The sequence below is a fragment of the Hyalangium ruber genome, assembly GCF_034259325.1.
Classification (GTDB): Bacteria; Myxococcota; Myxococcia; order Myxococcales; family Myxococcaceae; genus Hyalangium_A; species Hyalangium_A rubrum.
In genome coordinates, this window is the sequence record NZ_JAXIVS010000016.1 from 157,652 (window position 1) to 179,895 (window position 22,244).

The following is a 22,244-nucleotide window of genomic DNA, read 5'->3' on the forward strand; positions in this document are numbered from 1 at the left end:
CCCTCCTCTGTCAGCTCAAGTCCGTCTTCTTGATCTTCCCCGTGCTCGTCTTCGGCAGGCTGGAGACGAACTGGATGGTGCGGGGCACCGCGAAGGGCTCCAGGGAGCGCAAGCACTCGCGCTGGAGCTCCTTCTCGGTGAGCGAGATTCCCTGCTCGAGCACCACGAACGCCTTGATGGCCTGGCCGAGCGTCGGGTCCGGCACGCCGATGACCGCCGACTCCTTCACGCCCGGGATGTTCGTCAGCGTGGCCTCTACCTCCTTGGGGGCCACCTTCTCGCCGCGCGATTTGATGATGTCGTCCATGCGGGCCACGAAGTACACGTAGCCCTCCTCGTCCATGCGGCACAGGTCGCCGGTGTAGAGGACGAACTCGCCGGGCAGCGGCCCCGGCTTGAGCCGCTCGGCGGTGGCCTCGGGCTTCTCCCAGTAGCCGCGCATCACCGTGGCCCCGCGCACGACGAGCTGGCCCACCTGCCCCGGGCCCAACCGCTGGCCGTCCTCATCCACCACCCACGCCTCGGTGTTGGGGATGGGAATCCCCACGCTGGTGGGCTTGCGCTCCAGGTCCTCGGGAGGCAGGTACGTGCAGCGCTTGCACTCGGTGAGGCCGTACATGGAATAGATGCGGCTCGAGGGGAAGAGCTCGCGCAGCATGTGGATGTGCTTGAGCGGCAGCGCCGCGGCGGTGTTCGTCACGAAGCGCAGCTGGGAGAAGTCCTGGCTCCACAGGCCCTTCATCTCCGCCAGGATGGAGAAGACAGTGGGCACCCCGGGGAAGCCCGTCACACCCTCCTCCACCAGCTTCGCGAGCACCTTTGCGGGGTACGCGAAGGAGCGCTCGAGCACCAGGCGTGCCCCCATGCGCACCGTGAGGATGAGCTGATAGAGGCCGTAGTCGAACGCGAGCGGCAGCACGTTCAACACCACGTCGTCCTCCACCATCCGCAGGTAGGTGGAGATGGAGGTGGCGGCGGTGAGCATGTTGCGGTGGGTGAGCATCACCCCCTTGGGGTCTCCCGTGCTCCCCGAGGTGTAGATGATGGCGGCCAGGTCCACGTCCAGGCAGCGGCGGGCGGGGGGCGCCGAGGACACCTCCGCGGCGAGCGCCTCCTGCCAACCCGTGAGCGGCACGCCGCCGTCCACCAGAGGCGGCGGCAAGGCACCGGCGATGACGGCGGCGCGCAGGTGGCGGGAGCGCGCCATCGCGGGGAGGAACTCGGAGGCCAGGCGCTCCTCGGAGATGAGCGCCACCGCGCGGCAGTCGTTGAGGTAGTAGGCCAGCTTGTCGGCCCGCGTCTGCGGGTTCACCATCACCACCACCGCGTTGGCCTTCAGCACGGCCCAGAAGGAGATCGCCGCCTCGGCGGTGTTCTCCGCGAAGACGATGACGCGGTCTCCCCGCGCCACGCCGCGACGGACGAGCGCGTTCGCCAGGGCGTTGGAGCGCTGCTCCAGCTCCGCATAGGTGAGGCGTTGTTCGCCGCACACGAGCGCCACCTTGTCCGGCAGGCGGCGAGCGGAGTGGAGGAGGAAGTCATGCAGGAGCGGAGTGGCATCGGTCATGGGGTCAACCTCGTGGAAGGGTCCAGCAGGTCCGTCAGGGAGTCCGGAGGCGCGGGGGGAGCTGACTCCGGAGCGCGGCGAACCCGCTGGAAATGGAGGAGCTGGGTGGAGAGCACGCCCACCAGCGCCATGTTGTCGGAGTTGGACAGCGGCGCCTGGCCGCCCTGCGCCAGACACTTGCGCCAGAGCTGCCCCACCGCGCGCGGCTCGAACAGCCCGCTGTCCTCGAGTGCGCGCTCGCAGAGCAGCTCCTCGACCCACTCCCGCGCGGCCGGCTCCACGAAGCACCCGGCGTCCGGGGCGCGGTAGGGCTGTTTCGTGCGCTCCAGGATGGCTGGCGGCAGCAACTCCCGGCCCGCCCGCTTGAGGACGTGCTTCTCATCCAACCCACGCAGCTTGAAGGAGGGCGGCAGGCTGGCCGCCAACGCCACCACCCCCGCGTGCAAGAAGGGAAAGCGCCCCTCCACGGAGTGGCCCATGAGCACGCGGTCCCCCTGCGCGGACAAGAGGTAGCCGGACAGCAGGGTACGCATCTCCAGGTACTGGTCCTGAGCGAGGAAGTCCCAGCCGCCCAGCGCCTCGGGCAGCGTGTTCCGAAGGCGCTCCACCGCGTCGCCCCCTTGCAAGGCGTTGCGCAGCCCCGGGCTGAAGAGGCGCTTGAGGGCCGAGGTGGTGTGCCAGCGGGGCTCGTGCGAGAAGCCCGGGGTTCGCCAGCCCGCGAGGTTTCGCCCGAAGAAGCGCTGGGCCATGGCCCGCTCGGTCACCGGCGAGCGCGTCAGGTACGGGTAGAGCCGCTCCAGCAGCCTGGGTCGCAGCGAGGAGCCGGGCTGCCGCGCCCAGAAGCGGCGCACCTTCGCCTCGCGGAAGAGGTCATACCCGGCGAAGACCTCATCCGCCCCCTCGCCGGTGAGCACCACCTTGAGCCCGGAGTCGCGCACCAGCCGCGACAGCAGGAACAGGGGAACCGGTGCGGTGCGCAGCAGGGGCCGCTCCGTGTGCTCGATGACCCGAGGGAAGGCCTGGGCGATGTCCGCGCGGGAGACCAGCAGCTCCCGGTGCTCGCTGCCGATGCGCTGGGCCACCAGTCGCTGGTACTCCGTCTCGTCGAACTCCGCGTCGGTGAAGCGCATCGAGAAGGTGAAGAAGGAGCCGGACACCATCTGTCGCCCCAACGCCGCCACCAGGGAGCTGTCCAGCCCGCCCGACAGGTAGCTGCCCACGGGCACATCCGCCCGTGTCACCTGCAACCGCACCGCGTCGCGCAGCGCCTGCCCCACCGCCTCCGCCGCCTCGGTGAGCGAGCCTCCGAAGTGCGCCACCTCCGGCGGGAAACGGGGGCGCCAGTAGCAGTGCTCCTGAACCCGGCCGCCCGCGCGGTACACGCGCGTGTGGCCCGGCTCCAGCTCGGTGACGCCGCGGAACACCGTCTGCGGAGCCACCGCCGTCCAGAAGGTGAACGTCTCGTCCAGCCCGACCGGGTCCAGCTCGCGCGGCAGGGAGGGCTCCGCGGCGAAGAGGGCCTTCACCTCGCTGGCCAGGTACAGCCGCCCGCCATGGACGCGGAGGTAGAGCGGCCGGATGCCCAGCGGATCCCTCGAGAGCACGAGCATGCGCTCGCGCGTGTCCCACAGCGCCACGGCCCACTGCCCATCGAAGCGCTCGAAGGCCGCCGGTCCCCAGCGCTCGTAGGCCTGGAGCACCACCTCGGTGTCACAGCGCGTCCGGAAGGTGTGCCCCTGCGCCTCGAGCTCCTGGCGCAGCTCCACGTGGTTGAAGATCTCCCCGTTGAAGACGAGCCACACCGTGCCGGCCGCGTTGCCCAGCGGCTGCTGCCCGCCCGCCGGATCCACGATGGCCAGCCGGGTGTGCGCCAGGCCCGCGCGCGCATCCCGGAAGAGGCCGGAGGCATCCGGCCCCCGGTGGCGCAGCGCCGCCGCCATCCTCCCGAGCTGCTCGAGCGTAGGTGGGGACAGGCCCTCCTCGAGCGAGTGTACCCCCGCGATGCCGCACATGCTCAGCCCTCCCGGAGCGGCTGGACGAAGAGCGGAGGCTCGTGCAGGTAGTGGGTGGCGCGCCGCTTGGCCTCGATGTCGCGGTACACCGCGTCCACCTGATGCACGGCCAGGCCGAGCGCCTGGGCCACCTCTTCCTCGGACAGCCCCTGATCATGGGCGTAGAGGCACAGGTCCATCTGCGCGTACGGCAGGGAGAAGAAGAACTCCTCCTGGGTCTGCGGCAGCGAGTAGGTGTCCGTGGTGGGAGGGCGGCGGCGCACCTCCTCGGGGATGTTCAGGTACTCGGCCAGCGCGTACACCTGCGTCTTGTAGAGGTGCGCGATGGGCTTGAGGTCCGCCGCTCCGTCCCCCTGTTTGACGAAGAAGCCCTGGTCGTACTCCAGCCGGTTGGGCGTGCCCGCCACGGCGCGGTGCAGGCGATCCGCGTGGTAGTACTCCAGCATCTTGCGCACGCGCTGCTTGAAGTTGGTGGCCGCCACGAGCTGGAGGTAGGCGCGCGCGGGCAGCCGGCGTGCGTGCTGCTGGCCGTCCGGGGACTGCACGGTGAGCTGGAAGAGGTTGACGCGATTGCCCTCGAGCACCGACGGCAGCGACAGCTTGCAGCGCCACCCCTCGCCGTACTCGGGGAAGACCTCGCGGATGGCCTCCTCCTGGCGCCGGTAACAACCCACCCCCTGGAGGGCCGGGGTGATGTCCTCCACCAGCGCCTCCATCCCCAGGGAGTTCGCCACCTCCTGGCCCAGGCGCAGCGCGTCCTCCGAGGTGTCCCGCTCGGGCATGAACAGCCCGAGCACCTTGTCGCTGCCGAGCGCGCGGACGCACAGGGCAGCCACCACCGCGCTGTCCACCCCGCCCGACAGCCCGACCACCACCCCTCGCCGGCGCAGCGTGCCAAGCACCTGATCCCGAATGGAGTGGGCGATCTGCTCCGCGAACACCGGAGCGTCGATGGACAGCACCTGGGCAGACAGCATGGAGTTCCTCCTCGAACCGACCGCCGTGGTGAGGGGACTCGTCCGGCATCGACCGCGTCTGGACACCGAGGCCGCCTTCGCCCCAGTGCCACCGCATCCATGTCCATCCCCCAGCAGCCGCGTCAAAGTAGGAGGCCGCCCCATGAAGACCAACCGTCCGCCGGGAGGCGGGGATGGTTCAGCGCCTCACACCGAGCGCTACTCCTCGCCGAAGGAGAGGGAGTGCGCCGAGGTCACATCGAAGATGGAGGCCTGCATTCCGAAGCGCACCAGCCGCTTGCCCACGCGCGGGAAGTCGGCCACCTCCACCTCGCGGCGCTCGCCGCCGGAGATGTAGACGAGCTCCTCCTCGAAGGGGTTGCGCAGGTGGTGCCCCACCGAGGGCGTGGGAAAGCCCATGAAGTCCCCGGGGCCCACCTCGAACTGCTCATCCCCGATCTCGGCGATGCCCCGCCCCGAGAGGACGTAGAGGAACTCCTCCTCCGAGTGGTGGGAGTGGAAGATGAAGGATTCCTTGCCCGGGGCAATCCTCAGCAGGTGGATGCCCAGGCGCTGCAGCCCCACCTGCTCGCTCAGCGAGACTCCCCGGACCTGGGAGTTCGGGTTCAGCGGGTGGGACTGCGACTCCACCTTCACCTTCGCTTGGTCCGCGGCGCGGAAGAGGGTGGGCTTCGCGGGGGCGTCCTTCTTCGTCGTCATGGCTGGCTCCTGGGTGGGCGCGGCGCGCTCTCACCCGAAGCGGCCACGCGGGAAGGGCGCAGGATGCCCCCAGGCGCCCTCCCCGGCCAGTCTCCGGTTACAGCACGCGCAGGAACTCGACCAGGTCGTCGATCTCCGCGTCGGACAGCAGGCTCGTCTTGCCGTGCTGATCCGTGAAGCGCGTCTGGAGGATGCGCTCCTTGAGCGTCATCGCGCTGCCGTCATGCAGGTACGGCGCGCTGCGCGACAGGCCCAGCAGCGACGGGGTGTTGAGGCCCCGCTGGCGCACGGCGTCGATGTCCGGGTTGGCGCCGCTGAGGACGAAGGTGCCCACGTTGGCCTGCTTGTTGTTGGTGAGGGCCTCGCCCGTGTGGCACTCGTCGCACCTGGCCTTGAGGAACACCTGGGAGCCGCGGCGCTGGGGCTCGGACAGCTCCTCGCGCTTGTGGGGGTTGTCGGGCGCCTGCACCGAGTCGATGAAGGCCGACAGCTGGGTGGCCATCTGCGCGTCCACCACCCCGCCGCCCATGCGCTGGCGCACGGTGACGTCCAGGAAGTCGCGCAGCGAGGGGAACTCGCCGCTCCAGTGGAACGGCCCGGTGCGCGTAATCATGCGGCCGGCGAGCATCGGCGTCTGGCGCGGGCCGTCCGGGAACATCCACACGTGGCCGTCATCCCGCGCGTCCGGGTGGCAGGTGTTGCAGGAGGCGCCCACCGAGGGGCTCGTCATGCGCGAGTCGATGGCCGAGAAGAACAGCTTGCGGCCCATCACCGCCTCCGGCGACAGCACGTCGCCGGCCAGCTTCAACCGGGGCAGTTCCTCGCGGATGTTGAAGGAGCTGTTGCTCCCATCACCCACCAGCTTCGACACCGTGTGGTCGAACGCGTTGTACACGTACGCCCGGCGCCCATCGCGCGTCAGGGCGATGCCGGTGGGGCTGGCGCCCACGCGCACCAGCTGGCGCACGGAGGTGGCCGGGAAGCGACCCACTTCGATGTCATTTCCCGAGCGGCGGTTGGTGGGCATCACCGCGACGTTGTTCGTCTCGCGGTTCACCACGTAGAGCCACGCGCCCGTGGGGTCCACCGCGGACGCCACGGGGCCCTGGATCGGGTGGGAGAGGTCCGGGCTGACGATGGTGCTGGGCGGGAAGTCCCGGCCGTCGTTGCCGGGTTCGCCGCCGCAGCCGCCGCCGCTGATGTCGTCCACCACCGGGGTGGCCGTGTCCGCCTCGAAGGTGATGACGCCCGGCGAGGCGATGGCGCCCGAGCCGCAGGGGCCGCCGCCACCATAGAGGCCATCGCCCGGAGGCGTCGGCGAGGGGATGCCGGGCCCCGGCGTGACGACCGGGTCTTCGCGCGACCACTGCGTGGTGGCGAAGGCGCGGCTCCCATCCGGCGTCACCACGATGTCCGACACGCTGCGGGCGTGGAACGAGGACATGGTGGTGAAGCTGCGGTCGAACCCGGGCGTGTCCTGCTCCATGCCCAGGATGGTGGCGTTGGAGCGCTTGTACAGGTCCGTGCTCGCCTTGAGGACCTTGGGGTCGTCCCGATTCGACAGGTCCAGCTGGACGATGTCGCCTTGGCGGTGGAGGGTGACCAGCGCCTTGTCGTTCTCCAGCAGGGCGATGCCGCGGGGCTCGAAGCCCACCGGCAGCTCCCACAGCCGCTTGTTCGAGGAGGTATCGAAGGCTGTCACCGAGCCCTGCTCGGTGGAGTCGAGCATGGAGCTGTTCACCACGAGGAGCGTCTTGCCATCGGCGGAGACGGCCAGGCCCATGGGCTCCACGCCGACCTCGAGGCGGGCGGCCTCCGTCCACTCGCCCCGGCGGATGACGGACACGCTGCGGCTGCCGCGGTTGGAGACGTACACGGTGTCGTCGGCGCCCACGGCGACACGCTCGGGCTCCCGGCCGACCTTCACCTCGGCCACCTTGGTGTGGCTGTCGGTGTCCACCACAGCGAGGATTCCGTTGTCGGCGTCCACCGCGTAGAGGAACTTGTCATCGCGGCTGAGCGCCAGCGAGCCCGCCGAGGGCGTATACGTGGCCGTCGGCTTCTGCTCACAGGCGGTGAGTCCAAGGACCGCTACCAGCGCCGCGGCTAGAATCTGCTTTCTCATCGGGAGTCTCCTCCTCGGCGCAGGGGCACGGGCCATGTCCGGCCCTGGGTGTCCCGGCTGCTCCTGCGCTTGGCGTGGGAAGGCGTCCGGCCCGGTCGCCTCTTCCCCTCTCGGCCATGCATGGTGCCACCGGCGTCGACTGAAAGTCGAATGTTTCCCTACACTCCGTGTATGCCCTTGGACAGGAGAAGGGCACCCCGAGGGAAAAACGACACGCGCATACACCCCGAGGGAGGAGTAAAGGAGAGGAGTCGTGTCGCGAGCCTCCGCCCCCATCGTCCTGAGCTTCCGGCGCACCTTCGCGCTGCTCATCCTGCTGGTCGTGCTGCCCTCGGCGGGGCTGTCCGGCTTCGGGGTGGTGGCGATCATCAACGAGCGCGCGGCGGTGGAGAAGCGGCTGGAGGCGGCCTGGCACGGCACGCTGGAGGCGCTGGCGCAGGATCTTCCCCAGGTGCTGCGGCAGGCGCGCTTCGTGGAGCGGGGGGGCGCCTTCGAGCTGGTGACGCTGCAGGGGCAGGTGCTCTCGGAGACGCCCTTCTCGGTGCGCGAGGGGAAGGTGGAGTCGCCGGACGCGGCGCTGGCGGCGGCGCTCACCGCCGTGGTGGGGGACGTGCGCAACCTGCCTGCCGAGCGGACGGTGTTCTCCCTGCCGGTAGCGGGGCGGCCGGTGCTCCTGGCCACCGAGCGCGGGGGGGATGCGGTACACGGTGCCCGGCTGTCGGTGCCGACGGTGGAGGCGCTGCTGGAGGCCCGGGCCGAGCGCTACCTCAACTCTCCCGAGCCGGTGCGCTTCACCCTGCTGCCCGTCACGCGCGAGGGCGGCGAGGGGCTGGTGGGCCGGCTCGTGTCGGAGGTGGTGCAGGCGCGAGCCAATGCGCTGGGGCCTCCGGCGCTCGCCGAGCTGGTGCTCGCCCCGCCCCTGCAGGACTTCCGGCTGGTGGTGCTGCCCACGGGGGAGGACCCGGTGGCGCGCGCCTCCACGCGCAACCGGGTGGTGTACGCGGTGCTGCTGGGGCTGTTCTATCTGACGCTCACCTTCGGCGTGGTGTACACGGGGCGCGCGCTCTACCGGGAGGCGAAGCTGTCGCGCATGAAGACAGACTTCGTCTCGCTGGTGAGCCACGAGCTGCGCACCCCGCTCACCTCCATCCGCATGTTCATCGAGACGCTGGCCCTGGGGCGGCTGAAGGATCCGGCGCAGATGCAGGAGGTGCTCCAGTTGCTCACCCGGGAGACGGAGCGGCTGTCGACGCTCATCGAGCGGGTGCTGGACTGGGCGCGCATCGAGAGCGGGCGCAAGGAGTACCAGCGTGAGCCGCAGCCGGTGGACACGGTGGTGGAGGCGGCGGTGGCGGCCTTCCGCGCCCAGCGGCTGGAGGGCGGCATGGACCTGAAGGTGGACGTGCCAGGAGGCCTGCCCCGGGTGGAGGTGGACCGGGACGCGGTGGCCGGGGCGCTGCTCAACCTGCTGCAGAATGCCTACAAGTACAGCGGGCAGGACAAGCGCATCACCCTGAGCGCCCGAGCTGATGGCAAGTGGGTGGACCTCTCGGTGGAGGACAACGGGGTGGGCATCGCCCCCAAGGAGCGCAAGCGCATCTTCGAGCGCTTCTACCGGGTGGACAACCTGCTGACGCGCAAGACGGAGGGCAGCGGGTTGGGGCTGGCCATCTCCAAGCGCATCATCGAGGCGCACGGCGGACGCATCACCCTGCAGAGCGAGCCCGGCAAGGGCAGCCGCTTCACCATCCAGCTTCCGGCGAGCAAGGCATGAGCGAGCAGGCACGACGCATCCTGGTGGTGGAGGATGATTTGTCCATCCTCACGGGGCTCTCGATGAACCTGAAGTTCGAGGGCTACGAGGTGCTCCAGGCGCAGGACGGGCGCGCCGGGCTGGCCAAGGCACTGGACGAGTCGCCGGACCTGGTGGTGCTGGACCTCATGTTGCCGGAGGTGAACGGCTACGAGGTGCTCAAGGAGCTGCGGCGCCGGGGCCGGGACACGCCGGTGGTGGTGCTGTCGGCCAAGGGGCAGGAGCCGGACAAGATTCTCGGCCTGAACCTGGGCGCGGATGACTACGTGGTGAAGCCCTTCGGGCTGCAGGAGCTGCTGGCGCGCATCAAGGCGGTGCTGCGCCGGCGCTACCCTTCCGCGGGCACCCCGCCGGTGACGTTCGGGGACGTGGAGGTGGACATGGTGGGGCGCACGGTGGCGCGGGCGGGCAAGCCGGTGGAGCTGACGGCGCAGGAGTTCAAGCTGCTGGCGCACTTCCTGGCGCAGCCGGGGCGCACCTTCACCCGCGAGGAGCTGCTGTCGGGCGCGTGGGGATTCGACTACGAGGGCAGCGCACGCACGGTGGACAACTTCGTGCGCCAGCTGCGCTTGAAGTTCGAGCCGGACCCCGAGGCGCCCCGCCACTTCCTGACAGTCCGAGGCCTGGGCTACCGCTTCGATCGCTGAGACTTCACACCCTTTTGACAACCGAGGACACCATGCGCCGCCGCTACACCATCCACCGAGACGGAGACCTGCTCGTCGAGGAGCTCGACGCCGAGGGCAAGGCCATCGATCCGGAGCCCGTGCCGCCCGAGGATCGGCTCCCCGTGGAGCTGGTGGTGACTGCGCCGGACACCGAGGAGGGCCGGGCGCAGATGCTGGACCTGCTCGACCTGGCGCTGGGCATCGAGACCGAGGGGCCGCCGCCCAACCCGAACGGGCCGGCGAAGTTCAAGCTGCCCGTCATCAGCTGAGCGCCCACGGGCCTACAGGCCCGCGACGCCGATCTGCCGTGAGTCCTTCAGGTCGAACGGCTTGCCATCGAAGCGCCCGAAGCGCTCCCGAAGCGTGAGCCCGCCGGCGGTCAGCGCCTCTTCCAGCTCCTCTGGGGCGAAGTGGCGCAGCCGCAACCTGCGGATGGGCGCGGTGCCGCCGGGCAGCTTGCGCTCACGCAGGTGCAGGGCGAACAGCGGCCGACGCGGCTCCAGCGGCGCGGTGGGCGCATCCTCCTCATCGTCCCGGATGATGGCCTCGCGCGGCGGGTTGAGCACGTCGTAGATGAAGGTGCCCCCTGGCGAGAGGTGGTGACGCACCGTGGCGATGAACGCCTCCAGGTCATCCCGCGTCGCCATCAGCCCCATGGAGTGTTGCGGCGCGAGCACCAGCGGGAAGCGCTCCTCCAGGCGCAGCGCTCGCACGTCGGAGACCACGAAGCGCGCCCGCTCGGAGACCTCGACCGACTCGGTGGTGCGGCGCTCCTCGGCCGCGCGGACCATCGCCTCGGAGGCATCCACCCCCACCGCCGCGAAGCCATGCCCGGCAAGCGACCAGGGCACTCGCCCGTTGGCCGCACCCAGCACCAGCACCGGCCCCCCACGCTCACCCGCCTGGCGTGTGTAGAAGAGGAGGTCCGGCTCCTGGCCTACCAGCGAAAGTGGCGCGCGGCCGCGACCGTCGTTCCCGCTCATCGTCCCGGGTGTAGCACGGTGTGCTGCAATCGGGGGCAGGAGGCTGCACTGCGTGGGAACTCCCGTACCCTCCACCTGTCTGGCAACCAACGGCGCGCTCTGCCCACGAGGCACCGGCCCCTGGCATCCCGCTTGCTCTGACTCCAAGTAGCACGGGTGTCAGCGGACACACGTCTTTCCTCGTGGGGTAGGTGGCATATGAAGCGCGGGTGGCGGTGGGCGGGCTCGCTCGTCATGGCGAGTCTGGTGTGGACGGCGGGCTGCACGAGCAGCAGCGGTAGTGACACTTCGGAGCAGGGCAATCCGGGTCTGGATGACCCGACTCCGCCAGAGGTGCTCCCTCCGGTGGTGAACCCTCCGGCGACGAATCCTCCGGTGACGAATCCTCCGGAGCAGGAGGCGCCTCCGAGCAATCCTCCTCCGAGCAATCCTCCCCCCAGCAACCCGCCTCCGACGGATCCTCCTCCGACGGAGAACCCGCCTCCGCCTCCTCCGGTGGTCGTCCCGCCTCCGACGACGGCGGGCTGGGAGTTCTACGGCGTGAACGAGGGCGGCCCGAGCGTGGTGTACGGCGTGACGGCCGATGAGGGCGGCAACGTCTGGGTGGCCGGCGGCGAAGAGGGGCTCTTCCTGCTGAAGCCGGGGGCCACGAGCTTCCAGCGCTACACCATGACGGACGGCCTGAGGCCCTACGGCTACATGGCGGATGGCAGCATTCCGCAGGGCCTGCCGCCCTACCTCAAGGTCATCTCCGTGGCCGGTGGTCCGGCGGGCACCGTCTTCGTGGGCTACGAGGGCCAGCCGGGCACGGGCTATGACCACTGCGAGAACAACTGGGACGGCCCCAACCCCATCCCGGCTCGGTACAAGAGCGGGGACGCGGACAAGGTGACGCTGTTGTCGGATGGCACCTTGAACGTGGTGCACTACGACATCTTCTCCGGTCCGAACGTCGTCGGGGACGAGCCGCAAGGCCGCGAGAAGCTCTGCAACGTGCTGCGCATCGCCTACGACAAGCGGACGCAGAGCGTGTGGTTCGGTGGCAACCACGGCTTTGCCCGGGGCGACGCGCTCTTCGAGGGCAACCCCGCCTGCAACGGGCAGCACTCGTGCGCCGGCCTCACCGAGCACGTCCACCCGGCCATCAACGCCTACGTCTACTCGCACCAGTCCGAGGACAAGGTGAAGTACCCGGATGACAAGTCGAAGTGGCGCGTCCGGGGCGCACTGCTAACCGACGCCTACTACGGCGTGGCGGTGGACCCGAGCGGCGATGCGTGGTTCGGCGGCGCGGACCGCTCCACCCGCTTCCGCTACGTCAGCAGCTCCGGCGACATCAACAAGCCGAACTACTGGCGGGCGCAGGTGATGTCGGAGGGCAAGGAGTACGCCTGGAACCGCTACGACGTCTGGACGGACACGGTGGGCGAGCCGCAGATGTCCCGACCCGAGCAGCGCACGGGGGACCATGTCTCCGGCATCGCGCTCACGCGAGACGGCAGTGTGTGGATGGGCTCGTTCTCCAACGGCCTGGCGCAGATGACGCCCGAGGGCGTGGTGAAGCAGCGCATCAGCGCGCAGCTGGCGGACCGCAAGGGCCTGGTCTCCGCGGTGGCGGCCGACCCGCTGGATGACAGCGTGTGGGCGGGCACGTACTGGGGTGGCGGCTTGAGCCGGGTGAAGGGCTCCACGGTGGCCCACTACGGCGTCCCGGTGTTCGGCATGGACCTGACCATGTCGCGCGTCTCGGATGTCCAGGTGGACACCTCGGGCGACAAGCGCCGCATCCTGGTGGGCTTCATGGGCTACACGCGCACCAGTGACAACCGCTGGGTGGCCGGCTCCATCGGCATCTACAAGGGCGACTGACGCCCCCAGGCCGCGCCACGGCCTGGAGCCCACCGCGGCCGCGCTCCTTATATAAGGAGCGCGGCCGTGGTCTTTTGGGAGTGTTACGTTCCTCCCATGCCGCGATGGTTCAACACCGCTGGCCCCTGCAACCCGGCCAACCACTACATGATCCCCGCCTCGCGGCGCCTGCCCGAGGTGCGGAGACTGATCGAGCAGGAGAACTACTTTGTCGTCCACGCCCCTCGGCAGGTGGGCAAGACGACCGCCCTGCTCTCGCTGGCCAGCGAACTCACCTCGGAAGGGCGGCATGTGGCCGTCCTGGTTTCCATGGAAGTTGGCGCCGCCTTCCCCAAGGATATTGGCGCCGCCGAGGCCGCCATGCTCGACAGCTGGCGCAGCGCGGCGCGTGCTCAGCTTCCCTCTGCGTCGACTCCTCCTGCCTTCCCGGATGCGCCACCCGGCCGTCGCATCGGCACCGCGCTCGAAACCTGGGCCCAGGCAGTCCCCACCGCCCTGGTCATCTTCCTGGATGAAATCGACGCGCTCCGCGATGAAGTGCTGGTGTCCGTCCTGCGCCAGCTGCGCGACGGCTACCGCAACCGCCCGAAGCTCTTTCCTTCTTCCCTGGCGCTCGTCGGACTGAGAGACGTGCGCGACTACAAGGTAGCCGCAGGCGGCGGCGACACGCTGGGCACCGCGAGCCCCTTCAACATCAAGGTCGAGTCGCTCACCCTGCGCAACTTCACCCGCGACGAGGTGGCCGAGCTCTACGCCCAGCACACGGCGGATACAGGCCAGCCCTTCCTCCCAGAGGCCGTGAACCGGGCCTTCTACTGGTCACAAGGCCAGCCCTGGCTGGTCAACGCCCTGGCCCGGCAGATGGTGGAGCAGTTGGTGCCCGATCCGGCCCAGCCCCTCACAGCCGCCCACGCGGATGCGGCCAAGGAGATCCTCCTGCGCCGCCAGGACACGCACCTGGACAGCCTGACCGAGCGCCTGCGCGAACCACGCGTGCGCGGCATCCTCGAGCCCATTCTCGCGGGCCTCGTCCTGGGAGATGTGCCCAGCGATGATCTGCGCTTCGTCCAGGATCTGGGCCTGGTGCGCATGGCGGAGAAGGGAGGGTTGGAGATCGCCAACCCGCTGTACCGGGAGATCATCCCCCAGGTGCTGGCGAACACGGCCTTTGCCTCCCTGCCGCCTCAATCCGTCACCTGGCGCCGGGCCGACGGACGCTTGGACATGGAGCGCCTCATGGAGGCATTCCTCGCCTTCTGGCGGCAACACGGCCAACCCCTGCTGGGCACGGCCCCCTATCATGAGATCGCTCCGCACCTGGTGCTGATGGCCTTCCTGCACCGCGTGGCCAACGGAGGCGGCACGCTGGAGCGCGAGTACGCCATCGGCACCGGGCGCATGGACTTGTGTCTGCGCTACGGCCCCGACACGTTGGCCCTAGAGCTGAAGGTATGGCGTGACGGGGAGAAGGACCCTCTGGACGATGGGTTGGCCCAGCTCGACGGATACCTGGCCGGGCTGGGGCTCACTACGGGCTGGCTGGTCATCTTCGACCGACGCAGCGGGCAGCCCCCCATCGCCGAGCGCACCCAAGCCACCCAGGCGCTAACGCCCGCGGGACGGCGTGTCACCGTCCTGCGGGCCTGACGCTACCCGTCAGCTCACTTCGGCAGCGTGCGGTACTTCTCGAAGAGGGCCTGCTGCCGGCTGGTGAGCGGCACCTGCTTGCCACCCAGCCACATGCCCAGCGGGCGGCTCGAGGACTCCAGCGGATCTCCGTTCCACAGCACCAGGTCCGCCACCGCGCCCGGGGCCACGCGCCCACCGTCCACGCCGAACGCCTCCGCCACGTTCGAGGTGATGGCGCGCAGCGCCTCCGTGTGCGGCAGGCCCCACGCCACCGCGTTGCCCGCCTCCTGGGGCAGCGTACGCACCATGTGCGCCTCGCCCAGCGTGGAGAACAGCACCTTCACCCCCGCCGCGCTCAGCAGCGCCGCCGAGTCCAACCGGCTGCTCAGGCCGTCGAAGCTCTGGGGCAAGTTCTGCGTCGGGTGGATGATGACCGGCACCTTCGCCGCGGCCAGCTCCTTGGCCACCACCCACGCCTCATCGCCTCCCGCGAGGATGAGCTTGAGCCCGTACTCGCGCCCCAGCTCCAGCGCCGCGAGCATGTCCCCCGCCCGGTCCGCCGCCACCACCACTGGCAGCGTGCCCGCGAGCACCGGCTGCAGCGCCTCCAGGTCCAGCCGGCTCGCCGCCACCGGGCGCATGCGGTTCTGCTCGAACTCTCCCCTGCGCTTGCCGTACTCCCGCGCGTCGAAGAGCACCTCGCGCAGCCGCTCCAGCACCATGGAGCGCGAGCCCGCCACCGCGTAGCGCCCCCCCATGCCCAGGCTCACGTGGAGCGCCAGCTGCGAGCGCCGCAGGCTCCCATCCGTCGCCACCCACGCGCTCTGCCCCGACACCAGCCCGCCGCTCGGCACCGCCCCCGCCGCCGTCACGCCGCCCAGCCGCGCCACCGGGAACAGCGCCGAGGCCGGGTTGATGCCATCCGACGCCCGCAGCGCCGCTCGAATCGGATCCTTCCCGGGCTCATCCCCCCGAGGCCCCACGTCGAACGTCGTCTCCTCCGCCATCACCTCCGTCAACCCCAGGCCCGAGAAGGCCTCCATGAAGCCCGGCGTCAGCAGCCGGCCCTTGCCCTCCACCACGCGGCACCCGGCCGGCAGCGTCCCCGCCGCCCCCGCCTGCACCCGCGACACCTTCCCGTTCTCCACGACGACCGAGGCCTCCTTCACCCACTCGGTGCCCGTGAAGACCGTCACGCCCTGGAACGCCGTACACGCCTCGCCCTGCACCGGCAGGGGCTGGGCGCACGCGCGGTCCTTCGAGGCATCACACCGGGCCGCCAGCCCCAGGTCCTTCAGCGCCGGAACGGCCGCCGGCTGCGCCACCAGCCGCGCCGAGCCCAGCGCGCGCTCGCCCACCTCGAAGTCGCTCGGCTCCGCCGGGCCCGTGGCCGCGTCGAAGGTGAGCACGCCATCGGCCCACACGCGCTGCGCCCGGGCGTAGACGCTCAGCGGGTGCCCCTTCCACAGCACCACGTCCGCCATCTTCCCCGCCTCCAGCGAGCCGGTGCGGTCCTCCACCCCCATCACCCACGCGGCCTGCAGCGTCACCCAGCGCAGCGCCTCCTCCTCGGAGATGGGGATGCCGGACTCGCGCGCCCGCCACATCGCCTTGCCCGCCTCCTGGTTCAGCCGCTGGATGCCGTACGCCGAGTCCGAGTGGATGACGACGCGCGCCCCAGCCTGGCTGAGCAGGCCCGCGTTCTCCGGGATCCCGTCCCACGCCTCCATCTTGAAGCCCCACCAGTCGGCCCACGTGGCGGAGGCCACATCCTTGGCCGCCAGCTTGTCGCGCAGCTTGTAGGACTCCAGCGCGTGGTGGAACGCGCGGATGGCGAAGCCGTTCTCCTCGGCCACCTGGAGCATCACCTCCATCTCGTCGGCGCGGTAGCAGTGGTTCTGCACCAGGATCTCTCCGCGCAGCACCTGCGCCAGCGTCTCCAGCTTCAGGTCGCGCATGGGCGGCGGGCCCGCCTCCTCCGGCTTCTTCGACTTCTTCTTCTCGAAGTCCTCCAGCTTGTTGAGGTAGTCGCGCGCTTGCAGGAAGGCCTGCCGGTAGCCGGCCACGTTGGCCATGCGCGTGGAGGGCGCCATCTGGCGGCCCTGCCCGTAGACGCGGCGCGGATTCTCTCCGCACGCCATCTTCAGCACGTCCTTGGCCCCCGGAAAGCGCATCTCCACCGCCGAGCGGCCAAAGTGCAGCTTCACCGGGAAGCCCCGCCCGCCGATGAGGTTGGCGCTGCCCGGCAGCACCAGCAGGGAGGTGATTCCGCCCGCCGCCGCGCGGCGCAGGCCCGGGTCCTGCGGCCAGAAGCTGTGCTCGGCGTCCACCTCGGACGTCACCGGCGCGGTGGCCTCGTTGCCCTCATCATTGGCGAAGCTCGCGGGCGTGGAGTACACGCCCAGGTGGCTGTGCGCGTCGATGATGCCGGGCGTCACATAGAGGCCGGTGCCGTCGATCTCCTCGGCGCCCGGAGGCGAGGCCACCTCCGCGTTGCGCCCCACCGCGACGAGCTTCCCATCGGCGAAGGCCACCGCCCCGTCCTCGATGGCGGGCCCGGTGGCGGGCATCACCGTGGCGTGGCGGATGACGACGGCGCGGGACTGACTCCACGTCCGCCCCGCCTCGGTGGGAATGACGGGCAGGGAGGCGGAGGCCTCCGAGCTCGAGGTGGAGGAAGTGGTCGCGCAGGAGACCAGCAGGGGCAGCAGGGCAAGGTAGCGCATACGGCGCCCCCTCTATCACGCAAGGCCACAGCGCGCGCGGGTTCACCCGCCACGGCTACACTGTGTGGGAGTGCCCGGCACAATGCGTCAACCGGGAAATCACCTCCGAGCCCAAAGCCCACTACAATCCCCGCCGTTCATGTCTTCAGGCCCGTCAGGTCCCATTCCCCTCCACACCGTCGTCGGCGCTCGGGCGCAGGCCGATCGGCTCGCGGCGCAGCAGTTCCACCTGGTGCTGCTGGACACCGAGCGCGCCGGCACCGTGTACCCGCTGTCCGGCGAGCTGCTGCGGATCGGCAAGGCCCCCGAGAACGACGTCGTCATCGACCACCCCACCGTCAGCCGCAACCACCTGGTGGTGCGCCGCCAGGGAGACCGGTTCCTCGTGCAGGACCTGGACTCCACCAACGGCACCTTCCTGGACGGAGCCCAGGTGCGCGAGGCCTACCTGCGTCCGGGCGCGCTCCTGGAGGTGGGCGATGTGCGCCTGCGCTTCAGCCCCCAGGTGGCGCCGGTGCAGATCGACCCGTCCACCGAGGACCGGCTGGGGGACCTGGTGGGCCGCAGCGTGCCCATGCGGCAGATCTTCGCCCTGCTGCAGCGCATCTCCACCACGGACTCCACCATCCTCCTGGTGGGGGAGACGGGGGTGGGCAAGGGCGCCGCGGCCAAGGCCATCCACAAGCTGTCGCCGCGCGCCACCGGGCCGCTGGTCGTCTTCGACTGCGCCTCCGTCTCCGACTCGCTCATCGAGAGCGAGCTGTTCGGCCACGAGAAGGGCGCCTTCACCGGCGCGGTGAGCCAGCGCATCGGCTGCCTGGAGCGCGCCCACGGGGGCACGCTCTTCTTGGATGAAATCGATGACCTCGCCCTGGACCTGCAGCCCAAGTTGCTGCGCGCCATCGAGGACCGGGAGTTCCGCCGGCTGGGCGCCTCCACCGCCGTCTCCTTCGACGCGCGCATCGTCGTGGCGAGCAAGAAGGACCTGTGGGCGGAGACGCAGGCGGGCCGCTTCCGCGAGGACCTCTACTTCCGGCTCTCCGTCTTCACCGTGAGCCTGCCGTCGCTACGAGACCGCAAGGAGGACATCCCCCTGCTGGTGGACTCCTTCGCGGGCGAGGGGCTGTGGTCCCGGCTGCCGGAGCGGGTGCGCGAGCAGTTCCTGGGGCACACGTGGCCGGGCAACGTGCGCGAGCTGCGCAACGCCATGGAGCGGGCGCGGCACATGGCGGACATCCCCGAGCTGGCGGGGGACGGGCTGCTGCGCGAGTTCACCCGGGAGGCGCCCGCGGTGGAGGGCGACGCGCTGCCGGTGGAGTTCACCGGGCCCTTCAAGACATGCAAGGACGAGCTGGTGCGCGCCTTCGAGCGCGAGTACCTCACGCGCCTGCTGGGACGTACGAAGGGCAACATCGCCCGCGCGGCGCGCGAGGCCGAGCTGGACCGCAAGCACCTCTACTCTCTGCTTCACAAGTACGGTCTGGTACAGAGCGAGGGGGACTGACCCCGGTCCTCACCCTGGAGGGAAAACACACCGTATGAACCGCACTTTCCGGCTGCTGATGGCGCTGAGCCTGACGATGATGTCGCTGCACGTATCGGCCTGCTTCGGCAAGTTCAACCTCACGCGGGCGATGTGGGACTTCAACAAGAACATCTCCGGCAACAAGTTCGTGCAGTGGGCGGTGTTCCTGGTGATGGTCATCGTCCCCGTGTACGGCGTGGGCGTGCTGGTGGACTCGCTGGTCATCAACAGCATCGAGTTCTGGACGGGGGAGAACCCCGTCTCGAGCGTGGGCGGCACGGACGGGAACACGCGCGTGGTGCGGGTGAGCCCGGAGGAGACGCTGCGACTGTCACGGGTGCCGGGCTCGGACGTGATGAAGGTGGAGGTGGAGCGCGCGGGCCAGGCGCCGGTGGTGCGCTACTTCGAGCCGCTGGAGGACGGCATGGCGGTGCGTGACGACTCGGGCGCGCTGGTCATCCAGGCGCGGCAGCAGGCCGACGGCGCGGTGGCGGTGACGGATGGCACGGGCGCGACGATGGCGATGCACTCCTCCGAGGCGGTGGCGCACGCGCGGCAGATGCTCCTGAGCGATGGCCCGGTGGGGCTGGCGCAGTACGCGCGGCACCAGGGCGCGCTCTCCGAGAGCGTGGCCGAGCTCTGCACGAGCCCGCGGTAGCCCGCGGGGTGGAGCTGGCCTCGCTTACCCTCTGATCGAGCAGGCCAGCGCCCCCTCGTTTTTGCGGTTCCCATTTTCCGCCGCTCCGCCAGTCTCTCTCCTCAAGAGGAGAGCGCCCTGAGTCCGCCCACCCCACAACCCCGCGCGTCCAGAGGCACGCGGTATGGATGACGCCCAGCTGGCCCAGCTGTACGAGCGCTACGGCTTCCTCATCCATCGCCGGTGTCTGCAGCTGGTGCGCCGCCCCGAGGACGCGGAGGACGCGCTCCAGGAGACCTTCCTGCGGGTGAAGCGCTATGGCGCCCCGCGCGAGGGCGGCGCGACCCTGGCGTGGCTCTACACCATCGCCCAGCGTTGCTGCTTCGACCTCATGCAGAAGCGCGGGCGCGAACCCGCCGCCGAGGAGGAGCAAATCGCGGCCCTGGAGGCCCAAGGCGAGGGCTCTCCCGAGGACGCCGACCGCCGGGCGCTGCTGGGATTGGCGCTGCGCCAGCTCGACGACAAGACACGCGACATTGGCGTGCTGCACTTCCTGGGCGGCTACACCCAGGAAGAGGTGGCCGAGCAGACCGGCTATTCGCGCCGCACCATCGGCAAGAAGCTCCAGCAGTTCGAGGACCGCATCCGCCAGCTGTGGCAGTCGCGAGACCGCCTCCAGGAGAGACGATGAACTCCACCCCTCTGCCACCCTCCCCTCGCGGTCCCCACTGCCCGCCGGCGGCCCTGCTCGAGGCGATGAGCGCGGGAGAGGCCGCGCCCGAGTCCACCCGTGTCCACGTGGAGGGCTGTCCCGACTGCAGCGGGCAGCTCAAGGCGCTCACCGCCGGCAGCGAGGCCTTCATGCGCGCCCGTCCCCCCGAACTCTTCCTGCGGCAGGTGGAGCGGCGCGCGGCCTCCGCGCCTCGTCCCGGCCTGAGACGGTGGCTGCCCCTGCTCGGCGCCTGCGTGCCGGTGCTGGCGCTGCTCGTGCTCGTGCCGCGCCTGGTGGCGCAGAACGGCGTGCGCGAGAAGGGTGATGGCTTCCGCGTGGTGGCCGCCCGCGCGGGAGGGGCTCCGGAGTTGCTCGGCGCGGATGCCCAGGTGCGGCCGGGAGATGCGCTGCGCTTCGCCTATGAGGCTCCCGAGGCCGGACACCTGCTGGTGCTGGAGCTGGATGGACGAGGCGCCGCCAGCGTCTTCTACCCCTACGGCGCGGCCACCTCCGCTCCCCTGGGGGCCGGGCAGCGCGAGTTCCTCCCCGGCAGCGTGGTGCTCGATGACGCACCCGGCCCAGAGTGGCTCCTGGCCGTCTTCTCTCCCCGTCCCCTGGAGGCCGCGCCCCTGCTCGAGGCGCTGCGCACCCAGGCGGGCCGCGCCGAGCCCACCCTCTCCTGCCCCGACTGCCGCGTGAGTACGCTCCGCCTCCAGAAGCGCCCATGACCCTGTCGCACCTGCTCCGATTCCTCCCCGCGGCGCTGTTGCTCCTGTCGCCCCTGCGGACCGATGCGGCCACCGTGCGCCTGCTGGTGGCCATCGGCGCCAACGTGGGGGACCCCGACGACGCCGTGCTGAGCTTCGCGGACGACGACGCCGAGCGCGTGCGGCAGCTCTTCGTCGAGCTGGGCGAGGTGCGCGCCGACCGCGCCTATCTGGTGGTGAACTCGCCGGCGGCGGTGGTGCGCCAGAAGCTGGCGGAGGTGGCCGGCCGCATCGCCGAGCTGCGCGCGGCGGGCGATGACGCGGTGCTCATCCTCTACGCCTCGGCGCACGCGAAGGGCGGCGTGCTGCACCTGGCGGGAAGCCACTTGGCCCTCTCCGAGCTGAGAGACAGCGCGCGCCAGGCGGGAGCCCGGCTCAGCGTGCTGCTGGTGGACGCATGCGAGAGCGGCACCCTGGCGCGGCGCAAGGGCGGCAGCGCGGGCCCGGAGTTCGCGGTGTCACTGGAGCAGCTGCCCCTGCACGGCCAGGTGATCATCTCCTCCAGCGGTCCGGGAGAGAGCTCCGAGGAGTGGGACTCGCTCAAGGGCTCGCTCTTCACCCACCACCTGCTCACGGGCCTGCGAGGAGACGCGGACGCGGAGGGAGACGGGCGGGTGTCGCTCTCCGAGGCCTACGCCTACGCCTACCGGCGCACGGTGGCGGGCGCGGCGGGCCCGGGCCAGCACCCGGCCTACGCGTGGGAGCTCTCGGGCACCGGCGAACTCATCCTCACCGAGCCGAAGGTGGCCCGCAGCGCGCTCATCTTCCCCGCGCAGCTCTCGGGCCGCTACGTGGTGGCGAGCCAGCCGAGGCCGGACGTGGTGGCCGAGGTGGACAAGGCCCCCGGGCGTCCCCTGCGCCTGGCCGTGCCGCCGGGCCGCTACCTGCTGCGCAAGCGCGCGGGCCAGAGCACCGGCCTGCTCGAGGTGGAGCTGCCCTACGGGGGCGAGCGCCAGGTGCGCGAGGAGGAGCTGACGTGGCGCCGCTACACCGAGGTGGCGCTCAAGGGCGGCTACATGGAGCTGCGCAACTCGGCGCTGCTGGGCCTCGCGCGGCTGGAGAGCGCGCCCGTGCGAGACACGGGAACGCGGCTGTCGGCAGGCCTGGGCTATCGCCATAGCTGGGGCCCCTGGTGGGCGCTGGGCACCGTCAGCTTCACCCAGGCCCGTTACCCCGCCGTGGAGCTCCAGGTACGCGAGCGCGCCCTTGGCGCCGGAGTGGCCGGCGGCTACCGCTGGCTGAGCTGGGCGCTGGTCCCCCACGTGGGCCTGGGCCTCGAGCTCACCGGGGTGGAGCAGCGGCTGCGAAGAGACCGGGAGGAGGAGATCCAGGACACCGTCGGCGAGCCGCTGCCCACGCGCCGGGCGCTGGGCGTGGGCGTGGGCCCGCTGCTGGGAGTGGAGGTTCCCCTGCCCGGCCAGGCCTTCGCGCTCCTTCAGGGGCAGGTGCTCCTGCGCTACCTGCCCAGCCAGGAGCAGTCCGCCCTGCGGCCCGCGGCACTCCTCTCCGCGGGAGCCGGCTGGCGTTTCTGAAGT

General features: G+C 70.6%; 17 protein-coding genes. 10 read left to right on the top strand and 7 right to left on the bottom strand.

The window, feature by feature from the left end:
• Positions 1-10: 10 nt before the first annotated feature.
• From SYV04_RS36065 to SYV04_RS36085, 5 genes are all read right to left on the bottom strand, one after another.
• Positions 11-1,567 (bottom strand): class I adenylate-forming enzyme family protein, encoded by a 1,557-nt coding sequence (locus SYV04_RS36065; protein WP_321550568.1) that lies wholly within the window; start codon positions 1,565-1,567, stop codon positions 11-13.
• A complete protein-coding gene (asnB, locus tag SYV04_RS36070; RefSeq protein ID WP_321550569.1) occupies positions 1,564-3,579 on the bottom strand; it encodes an asparagine synthase (glutamine-hydrolyzing) in 2,016 nt (671 codons plus the stop codon). Before asnB ends, SYV04_RS36065 begins: the two co-directional genes overlap by 4 nt.
• Positions 3,580-3,581: 2 nt before the next feature.
• The gene (nadE, locus tag SYV04_RS36075) at positions 3,582-4,556 is read right to left on the bottom strand and encodes an NAD(+) synthase (protein ID WP_321550570.1); all 975 of its coding nucleotides are present in this window, start codon (positions 4,554-4,556) and stop codon (positions 3,582-3,584) included.
• Positions 4,557-4,754: 198 nt separating this feature from the next.
• On the bottom strand, positions 4,755-5,255 hold the full coding sequence (locus SYV04_RS36080) for a cupin domain-containing protein (protein WP_321550571.1): 501 nt from the start codon (positions 5,253-5,255) through the stop codon (positions 4,755-4,757).
• 97 nt (positions 5,256-5,352) lie between these two features.
• Positions 5,353-7,380 (bottom strand): c-type cytochrome, encoded by a 2,028-nt coding sequence (locus tag SYV04_RS36085; RefSeq protein ID WP_321550572.1) that lies wholly within the window; start codon positions 7,378-7,380, stop codon positions 5,353-5,355.
• A 253-nt stretch (positions 7,381-7,633) separates the two neighbouring features.
• Between SYV04_RS36085 and SYV04_RS36090 the strand changes: the two genes are divergently transcribed.
• From SYV04_RS36090 to SYV04_RS36100, 3 genes are read left to right on the top strand one after another with little or no spacing between them, the layout of a single operon-like run.
• A complete protein-coding gene (locus SYV04_RS36090; RefSeq protein ID WP_321550573.1) occupies positions 7,634-9,154 on the top strand; it encodes a sensor histidine kinase in 1,521 nt (506 codons plus the stop codon).
• The gene (locus tag SYV04_RS36095) at positions 9,151-9,840 is read left to right on the top strand and encodes a response regulator transcription factor (protein WP_321550574.1); all 690 of its coding nucleotides are present in this window, start codon (positions 9,151-9,153) and stop codon (positions 9,838-9,840) included. The genes SYV04_RS36090 and SYV04_RS36095 overlap by 4 nt, the downstream gene beginning before the upstream one ends.
• A gap of 32 nt (positions 9,841-9,872) precedes the next feature.
• Complete coding sequence (locus tag SYV04_RS36100) at positions 9,873-10,130, top strand: hypothetical protein (protein ID WP_321550575.1); 258 nt, start codon at positions 9,873-9,875, stop codon at positions 10,128-10,130.
• 12 nt (positions 10,131-10,142) lie between these two features.
• Here SYV04_RS36100 and SYV04_RS36105 read toward each other — a convergent pair whose 3' ends face one another.
• Complete coding sequence (locus SYV04_RS36105) at positions 10,143-10,844, bottom strand: class I SAM-dependent methyltransferase (RefSeq protein ID WP_321550576.1); 702 nt, start codon at positions 10,842-10,844, stop codon at positions 10,143-10,145.
• Between the two features lie 198 nt (positions 10,845-11,042).
• Here SYV04_RS36105 and SYV04_RS36110 point away from each other — a divergent pair, with 198 nt between their 5' ends.
• The gene (locus tag SYV04_RS36110) at positions 11,043-12,713 is read left to right on the top strand and encodes a ligand-binding sensor domain-containing protein (RefSeq protein WP_321550577.1); all 1,671 of its coding nucleotides are present in this window, start codon (positions 11,043-11,045) and stop codon (positions 12,711-12,713) included.
• A gap of 96 nt (positions 12,714-12,809) precedes the next feature.
• Positions 12,810-14,360 (top strand): ATP-binding protein, encoded by a 1,551-nt coding sequence (locus SYV04_RS36115; protein WP_321550578.1) that lies wholly within the window; start codon positions 12,810-12,812, stop codon positions 14,358-14,360.
• Between the two features lie 14 nt (positions 14,361-14,374).
• Here the strand turns inward: SYV04_RS36115 and SYV04_RS36120 are convergent, their stop codons facing one another.
• Positions 14,375-17,068 (bottom strand): amidohydrolase family protein, encoded by a 2,694-nt coding sequence (locus SYV04_RS36120; protein ID WP_321550579.1) that lies wholly within the window; start codon positions 17,066-17,068, stop codon positions 14,375-14,377.
• A 139-nt stretch (positions 17,069-17,207) separates the two neighbouring features.
• On the opposite strand from SYV04_RS36120, the gene SYV04_RS36125 reads away from it, so the two are divergent.
• From SYV04_RS36125 to SYV04_RS36145, 5 genes are all read left to right on the top strand, one after another.
• Positions 17,208-18,572, top strand: coding sequence for a sigma 54-interacting transcriptional regulator (locus tag SYV04_RS36125; RefSeq protein ID WP_321550580.1), 1,365 nt, complete (start codon positions 17,208-17,210; stop codon positions 18,570-18,572).
• A gap of 34 nt (positions 18,573-18,606) precedes the next feature.
• The gene (locus SYV04_RS36130) at positions 18,607-19,251 is read left to right on the top strand and encodes a DUF3332 domain-containing protein (protein ID WP_321550581.1); all 645 of its coding nucleotides are present in this window, start codon (positions 18,607-18,609) and stop codon (positions 19,249-19,251) included.
• A 163-nt stretch (positions 19,252-19,414) separates the two neighbouring features.
• Entirely contained in the window at positions 19,415-19,921 is a 507-nt protein-coding gene (locus SYV04_RS36135) for an RNA polymerase sigma factor (protein ID WP_321550582.1), read from the top strand.
• Positions 19,918-20,670, top strand: coding sequence for a DUF4384 domain-containing protein (locus SYV04_RS36140; protein WP_321550583.1), 753 nt, complete (start codon positions 19,918-19,920; stop codon positions 20,668-20,670). The genes SYV04_RS36135 and SYV04_RS36140 overlap by 4 nt, the downstream gene beginning before the upstream one ends.
• Positions 20,667-22,241, top strand: a complete 1,575-nt coding sequence (locus SYV04_RS36145; protein ID WP_321550584.1) for a caspase family protein — start codon at positions 20,667-20,669, stop codon at positions 22,239-22,241. Before SYV04_RS36140 ends, SYV04_RS36145 begins: the two co-directional genes overlap by 4 nt.
• Positions 22,242-22,244: the final 3 nt, after the last annotated feature.